The organism is Acinetobacter sp. YH12211 (assembly GCF_013418015.1).
GTDB lineage: Bacteria > Pseudomonadota > Gammaproteobacteria > Pseudomonadales > Moraxellaceae > Acinetobacter > Acinetobacter towneri.
The window spans coordinates 13801-30992 of record NZ_VPCW01000028.1; the positions used below are offsets into that span (position 1 = coordinate 13801).

Annotated in this window: 16 protein-coding genes, 1 tRNA gene and 1 pseudogene; 6 read left to right on the plus strand and 12 right to left on the minus strand. The window is 42.3% G+C overall.

All coding sequences use genetic code 11. From position 1 onward, the window contains the following. Positions 1 to 140: 140 nt before the first annotated feature. From glmS to FTU98_RS11470, 8 genes and pseudogenes are all read right to left on the minus strand, one after another. Entirely contained in the window at positions 141 to 1982 is a 1842-nt protein-coding gene (gene glmS, locus FTU98_RS11435; protein WP_004974344.1) for a glutamine--fructose-6-phosphate transaminase (isomerizing), read from the minus strand. Positions 1983 to 1994: 12 nt separating this feature from the next. Then, on the minus strand, positions 1995 to 3359 hold the full coding sequence (gene glmU, locus FTU98_RS11440; protein ID WP_096902632.1) for a bifunctional UDP-N-acetylglucosamine diphosphorylase/glucosamine-1-phosphate N-acetyltransferase GlmU: 1365 nt from the start codon (positions 3357 to 3359) through the stop codon (positions 1995 to 1997). Between the two features lie 18 nt (positions 3360 to 3377). Next, positions 3378 to 3899 carry a phosphatidylglycerophosphatase A gene (locus tag FTU98_RS11445; protein WP_131260658.1) on the minus strand — a complete coding sequence of 174 codons (522 nt, stop codon included), beginning with the start codon at positions 3897 to 3899 and terminating at the stop codon, positions 3378 to 3380. After that, positions 3865 to 4794, minus strand: a complete 930-nt coding sequence (thiL, locus tag FTU98_RS11450) for a thiamine-phosphate kinase (RefSeq protein ID WP_004974348.1) — start codon at positions 4792 to 4794, stop codon at positions 3865 to 3867. The genes FTU98_RS11445 and thiL overlap by 35 nt, the downstream gene beginning before the upstream one ends. A 25-nt stretch (positions 4795 to 4819) precedes the next feature. Continuing rightward, positions 4820 to 5269 carry a transcription antitermination factor NusB gene (gene nusB / locus FTU98_RS11455; RefSeq protein ID WP_004974349.1) on the minus strand — a complete coding sequence of 150 codons (450 nt, stop codon included), beginning with the start codon at positions 5267 to 5269 and terminating at the stop codon, positions 4820 to 4822. 4 nt (positions 5270 to 5273) lie between these two features. Then, positions 5274 to 5744, minus strand: coding sequence for a 6,7-dimethyl-8-ribityllumazine synthase (gene ribE, locus FTU98_RS11460; protein ID WP_004974350.1), 471 nt, complete (start codon positions 5742 to 5744; stop codon positions 5274 to 5276). A gap of 11 nt (positions 5745 to 5755) precedes the next feature. Continuing rightward, positions 5756 to 6877 carry a bifunctional 3,4-dihydroxy-2-butanone-4-phosphate synthase/GTP cyclohydrolase II gene (ribBA, locus tag FTU98_RS11465; RefSeq protein WP_096902634.1) on the minus strand — a complete coding sequence of 374 codons (1122 nt, stop codon included), beginning with the start codon at positions 6875 to 6877 and terminating at the stop codon, positions 5756 to 5758. A 346-nt stretch (positions 6878 to 7223) separates the two neighbouring features. Further along, positions 7224 to 7393 (minus strand): annotated as a pseudogene (locus FTU98_RS11470) (secretion protein HlyD); the annotation flags it as partial. Positions 7394 to 7636: 243 nt separating this feature from the next. On the opposite strand from FTU98_RS11470, the gene FTU98_RS11475 reads away from it, so the two are divergent. Then, positions 7637 to 8287 (plus strand): response regulator transcription factor, encoded by a 651-nt coding sequence (locus FTU98_RS11475; RefSeq protein WP_004974358.1) that lies wholly within the window; start codon positions 7637 to 7639, stop codon positions 8285 to 8287. A gap of 858 nt (positions 8288 to 9145) precedes the next feature. Here FTU98_RS11475 and FTU98_RS11480 read toward each other — a convergent pair. Then, positions 9146 to 9236, minus strand: a tRNA-Ser gene (locus tag FTU98_RS11480). A 119-nt stretch (positions 9237 to 9355) separates the two neighbouring features. Here FTU98_RS11480 and FTU98_RS11485 point away from each other — a divergent pair. Then, the gene (locus tag FTU98_RS11485; RefSeq protein ID WP_004974367.1) at positions 9356 to 11236 is read left to right on the plus strand and encodes a potassium transporter Kup; all 1881 of its coding nucleotides are present in this window, start codon (positions 9356 to 9358) and stop codon (positions 11234 to 11236) included. An 83-nt stretch (positions 11237 to 11319) separates the two neighbouring features. On the opposite strand, the gene FTU98_RS11490 is transcribed toward FTU98_RS11485, so the two are convergent. Then, positions 11320 to 11925: a hypothetical protein gene (locus FTU98_RS11490; protein ID WP_004974369.1), complete on the minus strand. Its 606-nt coding sequence runs from the start codon at positions 11923 to 11925 to the stop codon at positions 11320 to 11322. Positions 11926 to 12269: 344 nt separating this feature from the next. On the opposite strand from FTU98_RS11490, the gene FTU98_RS11495 reads away from it, so the two are divergent. Together FTU98_RS11495 and FTU98_RS11500 are read left to right on the plus strand one after the other, a co-directional pair. Continuing rightward, positions 12270 to 13346, plus strand: a complete 1077-nt coding sequence (locus tag FTU98_RS11495; RefSeq protein WP_004974371.1) for a DNA/RNA non-specific endonuclease — start codon at positions 12270 to 12272, stop codon at positions 13344 to 13346. Between the two features lie 49 nt (positions 13347 to 13395). Continuing rightward, the gene (locus tag FTU98_RS11500) at positions 13396 to 13641 is read left to right on the plus strand and encodes a hypothetical protein (RefSeq protein ID WP_004974374.1); all 246 of its coding nucleotides are present in this window, start codon (positions 13396 to 13398) and stop codon (positions 13639 to 13641) included. A gap of 152 nt (positions 13642 to 13793) precedes the next feature. On the opposite strand, the gene aqpZ is transcribed toward FTU98_RS11500, so the two are convergent. Together aqpZ and FTU98_RS11510 are read right to left on the minus strand one after the other, a co-directional pair. Continuing rightward, positions 13794 to 14444, minus strand: a complete 651-nt coding sequence (gene aqpZ, locus FTU98_RS11505) for an aquaporin Z (RefSeq protein ID WP_180051435.1) — start codon at positions 14442 to 14444, stop codon at positions 13794 to 13796. 153 nt (positions 14445 to 14597) lie between these two features. Next, positions 14598 to 15599: an AraC family transcriptional regulator gene (locus FTU98_RS11510; RefSeq protein ID WP_180051433.1), complete on the minus strand. Its 1002-nt coding sequence runs from the start codon at positions 15597 to 15599 to the stop codon at positions 14598 to 14600. 198 nt (positions 15600 to 15797) lie between these two features. On the opposite strand from FTU98_RS11510, the gene FTU98_RS11515 reads away from it, so the two are divergent. Both FTU98_RS11515 and FTU98_RS11520 read left to right on the plus strand, forming a co-directional pair. Then, complete coding sequence (locus tag FTU98_RS11515) at positions 15798 to 16439, plus strand: hypothetical protein (protein WP_180051434.1); 642 nt, start codon at positions 15798 to 15800, stop codon at positions 16437 to 16439. Continuing rightward, on the plus strand, positions 16439 to 17038 hold the full coding sequence (locus FTU98_RS11520) for an IS607 family transposase (protein WP_016659757.1): 600 nt from the start codon (positions 16439 to 16441) through the stop codon (positions 17036 to 17038). The genes FTU98_RS11515 and FTU98_RS11520 overlap by 1 nt, the downstream gene beginning before the upstream one ends. The last annotated feature ends 154 nt before the right edge of the window (positions 17039 to 17192 follow it).

Consider the following 17192-nt stretch of genomic DNA (forward strand, 5'->3'; position numbering starts at 1 on the left):
GTGTTCATTTGAAATGAGCATAACAGGTGTTCATAAAACAAACAATCTAGTATGATACTTTTTTGTTTAGTATGACACTTTATTGTTTGGTGTGAGACTTTATTGTCTGACTACATTTAAATAATTGAATTTAATCAACATTATTCCACTGTTACGCTTTTTGCCAAGTTTCTAGGTTGATCGACATCAGTACCGCGCAAAACTGCCACATGATAAGACAACAACTGCACAGGAATGCTATACACAATTGGCGCAAGCAACGCGCTGACTTGCGGTACATAAACCACATGCTGACGCTCTTTATCTGCAGGAATGCCGCTGTGTTCATCTGCAAATACAAACAGCTCACCACCACGTGCCTGTACTTCTTCCATATTGGATTTCAGTTTATCCAGCATGTCATCTTGCGGTGCTAAAATCACCACAGGCATGTCATTGTCTACCAATGCCAATGGGCCGTGCTTTAATTCACCCGCAGCATAACCTTCTGCGTGAATATATGAAATTTCTTTCAGTTTCAAAGCACCTTCCAAGGCAATTGGGAATTGTGTGCCACGACCCAAGAACAAGCAGTGATTTTTCTCTACAAACAATTCAGACAAACGTAAAATTGCCGTATCATTTTGCAAAGTATCTAAAATTACTTTTGGTGTGTGCCACAAGTCTGCAATAATTTCCGCTGTTTCTGTCGCTGCAATTGCATTTTTCACCTGACCAATTTTGAGCACCAACAGCATTAATGCTGCCAACTGTGTCGTAAAGGCTTTGGTCGATGCCACACCAATTTCAGGACCCGCAAGCGTTAACAAACTATGGTTGGTTTCACGTACCATTGACGACGTTGCCACGTTACAAATGGTCATGGTTGTGATATCTAAACCTTTTGCAGCAGCACGTTTTTGTGTATCACGTAACGCAGCTAAAGTATCTGCAGTTTCGCCAGATTGTGAAATGCACACATACAACGTGTTATTCACAATGACTGGGGTACGATAACGGTATTCGCTGGCAATTTCCACATGACATGGCAAGTTAATCAGCTGTTCAAACCAATATTTTGCAATCATCCCTGCATGGTAGCTGGTACCGCAGGCAATAATCTGTACCTGTTGGATGTTGGCAAAATCAAGTTCAGCATCTTTCAGGAAATCTTCACGTAAAGCGTTGCCATTTAATGCTTGTGAAATGGTTTGTTGAATTGCTTCAGGCTGCTCATAAATTTCTTTGAGCATGTAGTGTTTATATTCACCTTTCGATGCATTGCTTACAGTTGCATCCAACTCTTTTACAGGGCGTTCAACCGTTTGACCGTTTACAAAAACTTCAATGCTGTCGCGGGTTAAGCGGGCGATATCACCTTCTTCCAAATACATAAAACGGTTGGTGATCGGCAATAACGCCAATTGGTCTGAACTGATAAAGTTTTCGCCAATACCGACACCAATCACCAAAGGAGAACCTTCACGTACCGTGATCAATTCATCTGGATAATCGGTATGGATAATTCCCAGAGCATAAGCACCTTTCAGTTGAGGCACGACTTGCTGTACCGCAACCAATAAATTCGGTGCAGTTTTAAGAGCATGGTTGACCAAGTGCGCAACCACTTCAGTATCCGTTTGAGAGCTGAACATATAGCCTAAAGCTTCTAGCTCATCTTTCAGTTCTTGATAATTTTCGATAATACCGTTGTGTACGACAGCAACATTGCCAGAAATATGCGGATGTGCATTGTTTTCTGTCGGTTTGCCATGTGTTGCCCAACGTGTATGGGCAATACCGAGTGAACCTGTGACTTGAGAATCTAGTACTGCTTGCTCAAGATTTGCTACTTTACCGACACGACGCTCACGCAAGACCTGACCTTGACTAATCAATGCCAAACCTGCGGAATCATAACCGCGATATTCTAAACGCTTTAAACCTTCAATGAGGATATTGGTAATACTACGTTCTGCAACGCCACCGACAATACCGCACATAGGAACTTCCTCTTATTTTTTCAATTTCTGTGGACGTTGATAATTTTCTTTAGTGAACTGTTTAGAACGTTCCACAGCTAAACACTGTTCTGCAACATCACGGGTAATGGTCGAGCCTGCGCCTACCGTTGCACCATTGGCAATGGTGACAGGTGCAACCAATGAACTATTTGAACCAATAAAGACTTGGTCACCAATAATGGTTTTAAATTTATTGGCACCATCATAATTGCAAGTAATCGTACCTGCACCAATATTGCTGCCTGCACCCACTTCGGCATCACCTAAGTAGGTAAAGTGGTTGGCTTTGGAGCCTAAACCAATTTGACTGTTTTTCACTTCAACAAAGTTGCCAATATGCACTTCATTGGCCAATACCGCGCCCGGACGTAAACGTGAGAATGGACCAATTTGCGCAGCTTCACCTACAACCGCTTGGTCAAATACGCTATACGGCTGAACTTTAGTGCCCGCAGCAATTTTGGTGTTTTTGAGGATACAACCTGCACCAATTTCTACGCCATCACCCAGTTCGCAATCGCCTTCAATAATTACGTTAATATCAATGCGAACGTCTTTACCTGCAGTGAGATTACCACGTAAATCAAAACGGGTTGGGTCAATTAAATGCACACCTTGTTGCATGAGTTGCTTGGCTTGGAAGTTCTGGAACTCGCGTTCTAATGCAGCCAATTGCACACGGTCATTCACGCCTTCTACTTCAAAAGCCAGTTGAGGTTCTACCGATGCAACTTCTAAGCCATCGGCAATTGCCATCGCCACAATATCGGTCAGGTAATATTCACCCTGCGCATTGTTATTGCTCAGTTTTGGCAGCCATTCATGTAATTTGGCATTGCTGACGCAGTAAATACCCGTGTTAATTTCCTGAATTTGACGCTGGGCTTCAGACGCATCTTTATGTTCAACAATCGCTTGAATTTTACCGTTTTCACGTACAATACGACCATAACCCGTGGCATCAGCAAGGGTAAGTGTCACCAAGCCAATTTGGGTTTCACGTGAAACATCGAGTAGCTTTTGTAAAGTTTGCTCTGTAATACAAGGTACATCTCCCGATAAAATCAGTGATACACCTTCACGTGGTAAAACAGGCAAAGTCACTTTGACTGCGTGACCTGTGCCCAACTGTTCAGCTTGTTCGACCCACTGTACCTGTTCATGCGCAAACGCATTTTGCACCAAAGCACCGCCATGACCGTAAATGGTAATTATATGATCTGCTTGTAATTTTTTTGCGGTATTAATCACGTGACCCAAGAGTGGGCGTCCTGCAAGAGGTTGTAATACTTTTGGTAAATTTGAACGCATGCGCGTGCCTTTACCTGCTGCAAGAATAATCACGGTGGTAGACATGTTGAATCCTAGTGATGGCTAAACCAAAGTAAAAGATAAATAAATATAAATACATAATGCGGCCCAAAGACCCGCAATAATATCGTCCAGCATGATGCCAAAACCACCTTCGACCTGACGATCAATGACACGTATTGGCCAAGGTTTCCACACATCAAATAGTCGGAATAGGGCAAAACCCACAATTACCCAGACCCAGCTGATTTGATTGATAAAAATCAGGGGTAAAAAGGTAATCGATTGTCCTGCAAATTCATCCCAAACAATACGACCATCATCATGTACGCCCATAACCTGTGCAGTACGTCCACAGATATATATGCCAACGAGGGACATGATGGCAATGGCAAAAAGGCTTGGAATGAAACCAAGCGCGAACCAAATGGGAATGAACAGTAGGGCAAAGGCCGAACCAAAGGTACCGGGAGCTTTGGGTAGTAGACCTGAACCGAAGCCAACACCACAGCATACAATCAGTCGGTCAGTCCAAGACATGGCTTTGAAATTAATCGCGGGTTTTTGCAAAGTGTTGGTATCCATGAAAATGAAGTGAACGATCTACGCCATTCTGTTCAAAGCTTAAGCGGTTTTGATTGTTAATTTTGCCAATAATATGAATAGGGGTATTCAGCGGTTTTTGCAAAAGCTGCTGATAATTTTGTGGGCTTATTGTAAAGCATAACTCATAGTCATCGCCACCTGCCAAGGCATATTGCCACTGCTTTTGTTGTGGTAATTCGGTTAATGCAGCATCTATAGGCAGTTGGCTGAGTTCAATACAAGCACCGACCTGAGAGGCTTTGAGAATATGCCCTAAATCTTGTGCCAAGCCATCTGAAACATCAATCATGCTTGAAGCCAGACCTTTGAGTTGTTGTCCAAGTTGACAACGTGGTGTTGGGTAGTCGAGACGTTGTTTTAAAGGATGATCGAGATGATCTAAACCAAAAGCGGCATCACCGACTTGTCCGCTGACGCAAATATAATCACCGACTTGCGCGCCTGAACGTGGAATGGCATGTCCTTGTTCAATCCAGCCTAAGGCGGTAACGGAAATGGTGAGATGCGGGCTTTGTGTGGTATCTCCACCAATTAAACTTACCCCAAATTGATCGCAACAATCATGTAAACCCTGACTAAACCCTTTGAGCCAGTCGTGATCAATTTGGGGTAGGCTCAATGCCAATAATATACTGTGTGGGGTGGCACCCATGGCGGCAATGTCAGATAAATTGACCGCAACCGATTTCCAACCAATCGCATGTGGGTTGGTATCGAGGGGGAAATGTCGTCCAGCGACTAAAGTGTCGGCACAAATGACCAATTGTTGTTGCGGCGGAGGGGTGAGCAGAGCTGAGTCATCACCGACACCTAAATCGACTGCATCGGGACGCGGTCTGTTGAAATAGGTCTCAATAATGGAAAACTCAGCCATACAACAATCGACTCAATACTTTGAATTAGTTGCTTTGTTGCTTTTCTGCTGCACGTAAGCTGTTGGCAAGACGGTCTAATACACCATTGATGTATTTGTGGCTGTCTGCACCACCAAAGTGTTTTGCCAATTCAATCGCTTCATCCAATACCACACGGTATGGAATTTCCAGATGTTGTTCTAACTCATAAGCACCTAAACGTAAGGTGGCGAGTTCAACACCATCGAGGGCTTGAATGTCACGATCAAGAACAGGCACCAGTAATGCATCCAATGCTTCATGATTGGCAACCACTTGAGTCAACAATTCATGATAATAGCCGAGATCCACTTTGTGCATGGCATTTTCCACACGGGTACGTGCTTCAATTTCATGTACTGGATTGTGGCTCATCTGCCATTCATAAATACCTTGCACAGCAAAACGACGTGCTTTACGTTTTGCTGCATAAGTTGCTTGAAGTGTTTGCGACATAGCGTTAAATAGCCTTTAACAAGTTAACCATTTCAATTGCAGTTAAGGCAGCTTCACTTCCTTTATTACCTGCTTTTGTTCCTGAGCGTTCAATCGCTTGTTCAATACTATCCGTAGTCAATACACCGTTAATCACAGGTAAGCCTGTATCTAAACCCACCACGCCTAAACCTTTGGCACATTCGCCTGCAACAAAGTCAAAATGTGGTGTGCTACCGCGTATTACTGCGCCGAGTGCAATAATCGCGTCATAACCATTCGATGCAGCTAATTTTTTAGCCACAACAGGAAGTTCCCAAGCGCCTGGTGCATGAACAACGGTGATATTATCCTCTGATACGCCATGACGTTTCAATGTGTCAATTGCGCCATCAAGCAAATGCTCAACCACAAAACTATTAAAACGACCGACTAAAATCGCATAACGGCCTTCGCTAGCGAGATGTAATAAACCTTCAATACGGCGAATTGCCATAGCAACCTCGATTATTTCTCTGATGTTGGATCTGCGGTGATATATTCCACCACTTCTAAGTTAAAGCCTGATAAAGCATTGAAACGTAATGGTGAGCTGAGTAGCTTCATTTTTTCAACGCCTAAATCACGTAAAATTTGTGCACCCACGCCAATGGTTTGGTATTGCTGTGACAATGCAGCATTGGCTTTGCCTTGTTTCGGGGATTTAAGGCTGTCTAGAGCAGGGCCCAAGTCTTGCAATTGAGCTTGACCAATCCAGACCAAAACACCACGTTCACTGTTGGCAATTTCTTTTAAAGCACGGTCTAAATTCCAAGTTGCCGAACCATCTGCTTTTTTCAGCTTCAGCAAATCACGGGTTGGATTAAAACCATGCACACGTACTGTGGTAACGCCTTCTTTCGGCTCGCCTTTGACCAATGCCAAGTGAATGTCTGGGTTCCCCAGTTCACGGTAGCGATATAAGTCAAAAGTACCATATTCGGTGTCGATGCTTTGCTGATCCAAACGCTCTACAGTTTGTTCATTGGTCATGCGATAGTGGATTAAATCGGCAATAGTACCAATTTTTAACCCGTGCTTTTCAGCAAAAATTTCTAAATCTGGACGACGCGCCATCGTGCCGTCTTCATTGATGATTTCACAAATTACCGATGCAGGCTCTAAACCTGCCAAACGGGCAAGATCACAACCTGCTTCGGTATGTCCTGCACGGTGCAATACACCACCTGGCTGTGCCATGAGTGGGAAAATATGCCCAGGCTGAACAATATCGGCAGGCTTGGCATGTGCAGCGACAGCGGTTTGAATGGTATGCGCACGTTCTGCGGCAGAAATACCCGTGGTAATGCCTTCAGCAGCTTCAATCGACAAAGTAAAGTTCGTACCGTGTTGTGCACCATTGGCATCAACCATTAACGGTAGGTTTAATTGCTGGCAACGGTCACGACTTAAGGTTAAGCAAACAAGACCACGCGCGTGTGTGATCATGAAGTTGATATCTTCAGGGCGAACGTGGGTTGCGGCAATGACTAAATCACCTTCATTTTCACGATCTTCATCATCCATGAGGATGACCATTTTTCCTGCACGGATATCTGCTACAAGCTCTTCGACAGTATTGAGCGGCATCAACCTTCACCTTCTTATTTGTCTGAAACGACATTGAATGAGAGAGATGCATAGTCTAACGGTTTTTTACCTGTTTTGCCTATGCTTATCATTTTCATTGCGTGACTTATGGTTATACACAGTGTCATCAGGCTTGGAAAGAGGTGAAAAGGAGGATTTGCTGCGTTGCTGTAGATTGTTTAGGCAATTAAGATGAAATGCAAAATCTGTGAAAAATAAAACTGTAGAGGGCATAGGATATTATCGCCCTCATTCTCGCCTTCACTTGAGCCCAGTTGGGTTTTGGGAGAAGGCAAGAATCAGAGATGAGATAATTCATTAAATTCAGGTATAAGAGAATTTCTGTTTAGCGCTCACGTAAGGCTTCTTTGGCTTTGTTGAATGGTTTGATCAGATAATCCAACACCGTTTTTTCACCCGTTTTAATATCGACTGTTGCGACCATGCCCGGGGTATATCAAACGCTTGTCCTGCTTTGTTGCTGAGTTTGTCTGAATCGGTACGGATATAAACCCTTATCTTGGGATATTTTCTATTTCATATTACATCTTGTTTTGAGCGTTTTGGTTGTAAAATAAAACTGATTAAAAAATCCACAAAATGATCAACCTTTTTGACTGAGCGCTGAAAACATAAAAAATAAACGCTTTTCTGTGATTAATTGCACAATAAATGCAAAAAAGTCATGTCTTGCATATCCTTAATTGTCTTTGTGTGGTTAGAATATAACAACTGTGCCCAAGATCTCTCACGTCTGTTATGAATATATTAATCGTTGATGATCATCCGCTGTTTCGCCATGCCTTAATTCAGGCGGTTCGTTATAGCTTACCGCAAGCTCAAATTCATGAAACTGCTGCAGTTAATGAATTGTACGAACGTTTGGAAAATGGACCTGAGCCTGATCTTGTTTTATTGGACTTGAATTTACCAGGGGCATCGGGCTTTTCTGCATTGGTGCATGTGCGTGCGCAATATCCATCTATCCCAATTATTGTGGTGTCCGCTCACGAAGAAGCATCGATTATTCAACGTTCAATTGCGCATGGGGCGATGGGTTATATCCCAAAATCGGCACATCCGAGCCATATTGGTGAAGCAATTCGTCAAGTTTTAGAAGGTGAGATTTGGTTGCCGCCAAACTTGGCTGCGAATGTTAACTTTGACCCTCGCGCTGCAGATGAAACAGCTTTGGCTGAACGTATTCAGTCTTTAACACCACAGCAATTCCGTGTATTGATGATGGTGGCAGAAGGTTTGTTGAATAAGCAAATTGCCTATGAATTAGATGTTTCTGAAGCGACGATTAAAGCGCATGTGACCGCAATTTTCCGTAAATTGGGTGTGCAAAATCGTACTCAGGCGGTATTGGCAATCAATGCGTTAAATATTGAAGAAAAGAAAATGTAAGATGTGACTGATCTGTAAAAGATGAGTTTAAAACCGCTGTGTTGATCTGGAAGATTGAGCAGCGGTTTTTTTATTGGGTGGGTGGTTGGCTGATTATGACCTTTTTAAAAAGCTAATTCGCTTTAGGATGTGACATTTAGCGTTCAGGTTGTTGATGTGCTTAAAACCTAAAAGGAATATTGTCTTATTCCTTTAGCTGTATGGCATAAACATATTCGGGCTTTCATGTCGATAAAACTGACAAAAATCGACATGAGAGAGTTGTCATGTCGATGACATAAACATATTCAGGATGTCATGTCGATAAAATGGGTAAAAATCAACATGAGCTGAATAGCTATCAGTCTAATGCAGGCGATATGCTTCTTTCAGATTCTTAGGCTTTGATTGTATCTGTACCCATAAATCCAATAGTGTGAAGTTGTCCGCAGCGGGAAAACCCGCCACTAATAAGAAATACATAGAAGGACGAATATGTTTTAATAGTAATAGATGAATGGTGATTTGAATAAATCATACCTAAGTGAGTAGGGGGCTTTCCCCTATATGGGTTCAACTTTTAGAATTCACGATAACCAAGCCCGCCAGCCGTGATATGTGCTAGATTTCGATCATAGGTAATTATTTGGCTTTCTTTTCCGATGGTTTTATTTTTCTGACTTGAGCATCTGTAAGCATTGCAATGATTCCACAGAATTGGGGGTATAGTTTTGGGGGTAATTTATTATACCCCTAGTTATAACCCCAACTAGATCAAGCTTGCAATAGATAAAGTGGATTGCATTAAACATAAAAAAGGCCTAAACCCTTTAGATTCAAGCCCTTAACACTACGGGATAATACCGTAAACAACTAATTTGGCGGTGAAAGAGGGATTCGAACCCTCGATACGCTATTAACGTATACACACTTTCCAGGCGTGCTCCTTCAGCCACTCGGACACTTCACCATAGGCGGTGGATAATAACCAAAAAATAGTACAAAGCCAAGTTGAAAAATTTGATTTAGAGAAAAACTTTCAGCGTAGTGCTATGATTCTCAAAAATACCGTCTAAATCGAAGACACCTATGCAAAGTACTGCAAAAAAAGCAGCCTTACCCGTCATTACCTTGGCTGCACTCGGAGTTGTATTTGGGGATATCGGAACCAGTCCTCTGTATGCCTTCAGACAAACTTTTTTAACGGCGCATCTTGCAATTACCCAAGCCAGTGTATTGGGAATTTTATCCCTAATTTTCTGGTGCATGATGCTCACCATCAGCTTCAAATACGTCACCATTATTATGCGTGCCGATAACAATGGCGAAGGCGGGATCATGTCATTATTGGCATTGAACCTGCGCACCACCCGTATTGCCGAAGACAAAAAAATCTTCCTGATCGCACTTGGCTTTATTGGTGCATCCCTGTTCTTTGGCGATGGCATTATCACCCCCGCCATTTCAGTATTGTCTGCCATTGAAGGACTAAGTATTGCCACGCCTATCTTTAATCAATGGCTCGTACCGCTCTCCATTGGTATTTTGGCAGGACTGTTCATTGTGCAGCGTCATGGTACAGGCACTATGGGCAAATTTTTTGGCCCACTGACTTTGCTGTGGTTTTTAGCCATTGGCGGTGCAGGGCTGCTCAGTATCATCCAAACCCCATTTGTATTGGCCATGGTCAGTCCACACTGGGCGTTTAACTTTGTAGTAGAGCAACCCTTTGTTGCATTTCTCACCATGGGTGCGGTGATTTTAACCATGACGGGTGGCGAAGCACTCTATGCCGATATGGGGCATTTTGGGCGGATGCCTATTCGCCTCGCGTGGTTTTTGATTGTCTTACCTTGCTTGTTATTGAATTACGCAGGACAAGGGGCATTATTGCTACGTAACCCTGCAGCGATTGAAAATCCGTTCTATATGTTGGTGCCTGAATGGGGCTTATACCCGATGATTGGTTTAGCCACAGCTGCAGCGGTGATCGCTTCTCAAGCGGTGATCACAGGGGTATTTTCAATGGTCAATCAGGCCATTCAATTGCGTTATTTACCACGCCTGACTGTACGTCACACGTCCGATGTTGAACGTGGTCAAATCTATTTGCCATTCATTAACTGGGCCTTATTTATTTCGGTGCTTATCTTAATTTTATTATTTGAAAATAGTGCCAGACTTGCCAGTGCTTATGGCGTGGCAGTGACCATGACCATGCTGTGTGGCACGATTTTAATTTCAGTGCTAGCCTATGGTTTTTGGCGTTGGCCGATGTGGAAAGTTGCCCTTTTTGCAGTGCCATTTTTAACCCTAGATTTAATTTTTGTGGCTTCGACCTCGCTCAAAATTGTGTCAGGGGGATGGGTGCCAATTTTAATTGGCGCCATCATGTATACCATTTTAATGACGTGGAAAGATGGTCGTGCATTGGTTTTCAATCGTTTGGAAAAAGATGCCTTGCCGATAGACCTATTCATTCACAGTATTAGTATGGGCAATGAAACCAAATTTGTCCCTGGCGATGCGATTTTCTTGACAGGTACGCCTAACATTGTGCCACATGCCATGTTGCATAATATTAAGCACAACAAGGTCTTACATGAACGCAATATCATGGTAACGGTCATCACGCGTGATATTCCATTTGTGGCGCAGCAAGATCGGATTCAAGTCGAAAAACTGGATGATCGTTTTTATCGGATTGCCATGTATTACGGTTTTAAAGATCAGCCAAATATTCCAAATGCCTTGAAACAAGCCTATGAACAGCTTGAGTTTGAATTCGATATGATGCAAATGAGCTTCTTTATTTCGCGTGATCGAATTGTGCATACGGTGGGCGATGGCATGTCACCGTGGCGTGAAAAACTGTTTATTTCAATGCAGCGCAATACCAGTCCTGTGAGTGATTTCTATCAAATTCCAACCAACCGTGTGGTGGAATTGGGTAGTCAAATCGAAATTTAAAAACTGCTCAATAGATTTTAAAAAACCAGCATTATAAAGTGCTGGTTTTTTATTTTTAGCTCAAGATTGGTCTTAAACAGATCTTATTGTTCCGTATCACTTGGTTGTAGATGGCTTAAATCTATATCGTTTACATCTGCGCCCTGTGCCGCAGGTGCTGTGGTTTCAAGCCGTTCAGTCGTGGGCAGATTGACTGCTGCTTGTTCAGATGCAGCAGGGTTTTGTGGTGCAGCATTTAGCGCTTCTGCGGTGACATCCACATCATCGCCAGCATTTACAGGTAAATCGGCTGAAGATGACAATAATGGCGCAGAGGTGGCTTGTATGTGTTGTTCGCTCACTTGCTCTGCCTGCGCTGCGTGTTGCAGTTCGGATTCAGTCCCGACAGGCATCGTCATCGGTACATTGTCTTGAGCCAGATTGGCTTGTTCGGCTGAAATTTGGTTTGCAGGCTGTTGCGCTATATTTTCTGCTGGACTTGTTAAGTTTGTATCTGTACTCGGTACAATGCGTATCTGACCATTGGCGATTAATTCTTGTAGTGAGCCTGCTTGCCCATTAATCGTGGTGCTTATTTTGACTTTAGATAAACTTTCTAAAGTATCACCTGCTTGAATGGGTGGTTCGGCAAAGGCAGAAATGCTGATACTGCTACCAACCAAAGCACAAGCAAAAAGATGAAAACGCATGTATTTCTCCATCAAAAATCGCAAAAATAAAGTTAAAACCAATTTAAATCGTCAATGACATCCAGCTAGAGCAGCGCAATGCGCTTGGGTGTCGCTGAGCGATGTCTTTAAGGTGTATTTAGCTTGGCAGATTCGCTAAAACGGATGCAATCAAATCTACCAAACTTGATCTAGACTGATGTCAAAAGTGCTTAAAACTCAGGCTGTGTATGGCTTTTGTGGTGTTATGGCGCGGGTTTTGTTTAATTGTTAGACGAACAAGAGGTGCTTCATATACAAGCTGTGAGTGGATTGTTAAGCTCGGGCAAACTCTGCGGATTTAGAGCGAAGTCACAGTAACGGTTATGGCAAGAAAACGGCGCAATTCCAACAACATTTGGACTCAAATTTTCAATCAAAACAGCTTGAAAGTGCTACTCGGTGTAGTGGCAACAGGGAGTTTTGTGATTGCTTTTGGTCAAGAAAAAATTAGCCAGTGGACTTCACTGGTGCCGAGTTCAGGAAATAGTGCTTGCCTAACCCAGTTCTATCGAGAAACGCCGCCCTATTTACTGAAAAATAGCCTGCAAAAAGACAGCTATCCGCTGTGTTTTAATGACTTTAATGTGATGTATTCAGGGGTATCCAAAACCCCGTTATGGGTGGCAGAAGCCTTAACACCAGCGCGTTTGAGTCAGCGGATTCCACGTGAAGATAACTTTCACGAAGAACCGCGCGTCAAAGCCGAGCATCGTGCGACTTTGCTGGATTATCGTGGTTCGGGTTATGACCGTGGACACATGGCACCGAATGCCGACATGACCAACTTGGCAGCCCAGTTTGACAGTTTTTCTTTGGCAAATATGGTGCCGCAAGCCCCTAAAAATAATCAGCAGGTCTGGCGTGAACTTGAAGAAGCCACCCGAGCGGTGGTGACTAAGCAAAAGCAAGATGTGTATGTGATTACGGGGCCAAGTTTTAATGCCAAGCGTCTAAAAACCATTGGGCAGGGCGTTATTGTGCCGACTGCGGTGTATAAAGCTGTGTATATGCCCAAAACAGGCGCGATAGGGGCTTATTACGCGCCCAATAACGACTCGTTACAGGTGCAAGTGGTGAGTGTCTGCTATTTAGAAGAACAGTTGGGCATTAATTTATTCCCACAATTAAGTGAAGAACAAAAGCGCAATACCTATAAATTGCCTTTGACTGCAAATGCTGTAAAAGCCAATACACCGATTGCCTACTCACATTGGGATGCAGAAAGCCAGTGCGCAGAAGATGTATCTGCTGAGCAATTACAAGCCTTGCAAACCGAATTTAAACGCTCAGGCAGTAGTCCTGCATCGGGTGCTAGCATTGATGCAGATACCCAAGATGCAATTGTGAAGCAATTGATTGAAGCTTTATTGCAATATATTTTACAGTTGTTGAAATCTTAAACTGGGTTAAGATGATGGATATTGCATCCTTCATGCTAAGGTGAATTCAATGTTTAAACCGTTTCAAAATGGGACTGAATCACATGCGATTCATGACTTAACCTTAGAAAATGATTTAGATTGCATCAATGTGTATGGCAATCTGCAAATCAGCAAAGATCAGGCGGGTTTACAGGCAGCCAAAGCACTACAGGCTTTTTTGAATGAAGTTGTTGCAACTTTGGAGCAGACTCCGAATCTGCCTGAAAAGTTAGATCGTCCCGAAGCGGGTGAAATTGAAAATCCATTTTTATAATGGATGCCATCTCAAGATATTAAATCTACTTTAATCTGCTCATCTAAGCCATTAAAAAGCCCGCTCAAACGCTTGAACGGGCTTTGTTGTTTTGTGTGTTTTTAGATAAATCCCAGACATCTTGAAAAGCTGTGGATTTAAAGTTTTGAAGATCAGTCTTCAGCTTTTGCCATAGCGCGATACAGCACCGCACCAATCACCGCACCTACAATCGGTGCAACCCAGAAAGCCCAAAGCTGGCTGAGTGCTGCAGTTTCAGCAAAGAACGCCACACCTGTACTACGTGCAGGGTTCACGGAAGTATTGGTTACAGGAATACTGATCAGATGGATTAAGGTCAGTGCCAAACCAATTGCAATTGGAGCAAAACCTGCAGGTGCACGTTTGGCGGTTGCACCCATAATCACCATCAAAAAGCCAGCAGTGAGTACCACTTCAATCAATAATACTGAACTGAGGGCATATTTTCCTGGAGATAAATCACCATAACCGTTGGTCGCGAAACCGCCTGTGCCTGCAAAACCTGCCTGACCCTGTACAATCAGATACAACACCAGTGCGGCCAGAGTCGCACCAATAATTTGTGAAATAATATACGGTGCGAGTTCTTTGGCTTCAAAACGTCCACCTGCCCACAAACCAATACTGACTGCAGGGTTAAATTGACCACCTGAAATGTGCCCAAGTGCATAGACCGCGGTTAATACGGTCAGACCGAACGCGAGGGATACCCCCACAAAACCAATGCCCAATTCAGGAAAAGCTGCAGCCAATACCGCACTACCACAACCACCAAATACCAGCTAGAATGTGCCAGCCAGTTCTGCGAAATACTTATTCAATTTGATTCTCCAGTGCTTATTTTTTGAGTTAATTGATCAAACTTCAATTAAATTTATCGCATTTTAGATCGATATTGTGATGAATTTAACATAAATTAAAGTAAAAAGAAGCAATCATGAAGCACGTTGCATCCGCCATTGTTGTGGTGTGTGCTGCGTCCATTGTTTAAACGCACGCTGAAAGGCACTTTGTTCTGAATAACCCAGCAATAGCGCAATTTCTTGCAGACTTAAATGTGGTTCTTGTAAATATTGTTCTGCCAATAAACAGCGTACTTCCTGCATGCGTTTTTGGTAGGTCGTGCCTTGCTGTTGCAAATGACGTTGCAACTGACGTACAGAAATATGTAATTGCTGAGCAATATGTTCAATTTGATACATATTTTTTTGCAGCCCCGTCAAAATGGCTTGCTGTAAACGCTGATCGGTTTGGGTGCTATTCGGTAGCTTTTCCAGTAAGGCTTGCGCCTGTTGCAACAATAAATGCTGTAAGGTTTGATCGCCCTGATGAAAAGGTTTTGCCAGTTCGGAAACAGGCAACAACACTTGGGTAATTGGCTGAGAAAAGCGCACTTTACAATGAAAATACTGCTCATACAGTGCAATATTTTTGGGTGCAGGATGATGAAAATGTACTTCGTGCAGGCAAATATCCTCAAACTGCATAAAGTGCTTCAAAAATTCCATCATTAAAGCAATGGCAATTTCATCGGTTAATTGTGTGGTCATGTGCACGGGCAATTCTGACCAACGAATGGATAAATAATCGTTTTGTGCTTCGACTTGCAACGGGCCACCATCGTAAATCAAGCGATGAAAATCGTGGTAACGCTGTAATGCTTCACCCAGATGATCACAGGACAAGGCTAAATACGCAATGATGCCTAAATGTTTGGGCTGCACGTATTTGGCAATTTCCAAACCCAAAGCAGGTTGTGGTAATTGTTGCTCCAAAGTGCTGAGCAAGTCACGCCAGAGGGCATAATCAAAACGTTCCAGATTTTGAATCTGATGTAATTTTTCTGGAATGGGCAGCTTTTTTGCTTGGTAATAGCACATCAATAAATGCCCTAAGCCACCATAGACCGAGCCCGTATATTCTTTGAATTGTTGCATGTGTTATCGGTTTATTTTTGTCGTCATTTGTCAATGATATTGATTTTTTTGGTCAAGATCTAGTCAATCTCACATGCCTATAGTGAACATCAGAGTCAAGATGTCCTGTGTTTAAGGAGTGATTTATAGCAAATAATTATTTTGACAGATATAGTCAAACATATACAATTTAGGTATTAAATTTTAAAAAAACTTGCAATGAAATACTTGGCTGAAAGCTTAAAGAAAGTAGAGCAAGACCTTGCTTATTTTGTATCCCCTGAAAATAAAGATGGGTTTATTAAGGAATTTGCATCATGGGTCTATGGTGAGTGGTCAAAGAATGATTTCTATGAAATCGATATTGTAGATTTAGGCTATGATTGTTCTTCGTACCCTGAAAAAACAAATCAATCACTCTCCGATAAATGCCCCACCTATGCTGATTTTATTAATGCAAATACAGGCTTTTCTGAATGTACTCACGTTTCAGGACAAGGTATGCGCTGTCAAGAATATGAGGAAAAATTATTAGAGATTTTTGGTGATGCTTGCGCTAAAAAACTAGATGATTTAGTAGAGCCATATCAACTAGAAGTGCCTGAAAAATACAAAAAATTTGCAGAAAATATTAGTGAACTAATTTTCCTTGAAGTTGTTGATCATCATGAGGATTCAGAACTTTATGAGGTTTGTGACGATATTTTATTAAAATATAATCAGCTAGGAGTCGCATCATCCCCTTATACATGCCCTATCTGTGGATGGGATGAAGACAATGATCTAGCCATATATTGTGATGAATCCATATTTAAAGACTATACACTTGAGGATTTCAAGAAGTTAGCGGAGATTGATTAATGTATTCTCCTGCTAAATTCGGTGAAATGATTGGGAAGTCGGTTAAAACTCTACAAAGATGGGATGCCGAAGGTATTTTGGTTGCATGTCGAAATCCTAAAAATCGTAGATACTACACGCACGATCAATACCTTGAATATATCGGTATAAAAGCAACGGAAGCTAAATCATCAGTAATTGTTTATTCAAGGGTATCTAGTGTTGCTCAAAAGCCCGATTTAGCTAATCAGGTGTCAGCTTTAGAAACTTTTTGTACTGTAAATGGCTATGCTGTTGATGATTGGGTGTCAGAGGTTGGAAGTGGTTTGAATTATAAAAGAAAGAAATTCAATCAGCTTTTTCTTGATATTGAAATGGGTAAAGTTTCAATGCTTGTCATCGCTCACAAAGACCGTTTGGTGCGTTTTGGTTTTGAGTGGTTTGAATCTTTTGCTGAAAGACATGGTTGTAAAGTTATTATTATGAATCAAGAATCTCTTTCCCCAACGGAAGAAGTAACACAAGACTTGTTAGCGATTATTCATTGTTTTTCCTCTCGACTTTACGGATTAAGAAAATACAAAGAAAAAGTTAAAGAATTAGTGAACATCAAGGAATAACTTTTGAAACTAACACGCATCCACCATTGTAAAAACTTGAATGTGCAAAAGTACAAACAGCTTGAGAAACAAGCTGTTTTACTTGGTCGTATTCGTAGCGAGGTGTGGGCTAAATATGGTGCTATTTCAGGTTTGAATATCAGTGACAGAGCTA

Coding starts and splice junctions, on each gene's coding strand:
- glmS (WP_004974344.1), bottom strand. CDS start 1,982: ATGTGCGGTATTGTCGGTGGCGTTGCAGAACGTAGTATTACCAATATC.
- glmU (WP_096902632.1), bottom strand. CDS start 3,359: ATGTCTACCACCGTGATTATTCTTGCAGCAGGTAAAGGCACGCGCATG.
- FTU98_RS11445 (WP_131260658.1), bottom strand. CDS start 3,899: ATGGATACCAACACTTTGCAAAAACCCGCGATTAATTTCAAAGCCATG.
- thiL (WP_004974348.1), bottom strand. CDS start 4,794: ATGGCTGAGTTTTCCATTATTGAGACCTATTTCAACAGACCGCGTCCC.
- nusB (WP_004974349.1), bottom strand. CDS start 5,269: ATGTCGCAAACACTTCAAGCAACTTATGCAGCAAAACGTAAAGCACGT.
- ribE (WP_004974350.1), bottom strand. CDS start 5,744: ATGGCAATTCGCCGTATTGAAGGTTTATTACATCTCGCTAGCGAAGGC.
- ribBA (WP_096902634.1), bottom strand. CDS start 6,877: ATGCCGCTCAATACTGTCGAAGAGCTTGTAGCAGATATCCGTGCAGGA.
- FTU98_RS11475 (WP_004974358.1), top strand. CDS start 7,637: ATGAATATATTAATCGTTGATGATCATCCGCTGTTTCGCCATGCCTTA.
- FTU98_RS11485 (WP_004974367.1), top strand. CDS start 9,356: ATGCAAAGTACTGCAAAAAAAGCAGCCTTACCCGTCATTACCTTGGCT.
- FTU98_RS11490 (WP_004974369.1), bottom strand. CDS start 11,925: ATGCGTTTTCATCTTTTTGCTTGTGCTTTGGTTGGTAGCAGTATCAGC.
- FTU98_RS11495 (WP_004974371.1), top strand. CDS start 12,270: ATGGCAAGAAAACGGCGCAATTCCAACAACATTTGGACTCAAATTTTC.
- FTU98_RS11500 (WP_004974374.1), top strand. CDS start 13,396: ATGTTTAAACCGTTTCAAAATGGGACTGAATCACATGCGATTCATGAC.
- FTU98_RS11510 (WP_180051433.1), bottom strand. CDS start 15,599: ATGCAACAATTCAAAGAATATACGGGCTCGGTCTATGGTGGCTTAGGG.
- FTU98_RS11515 (WP_180051434.1), top strand. CDS start 15,798: ATGAAATACTTGGCTGAAAGCTTAAAGAAAGTAGAGCAAGACCTTGCT.
- FTU98_RS11520 (WP_016659757.1), top strand. CDS start 16,439: ATGTATTCTCCTGCTAAATTCGGTGAAATGATTGGGAAGTCGGTTAAA.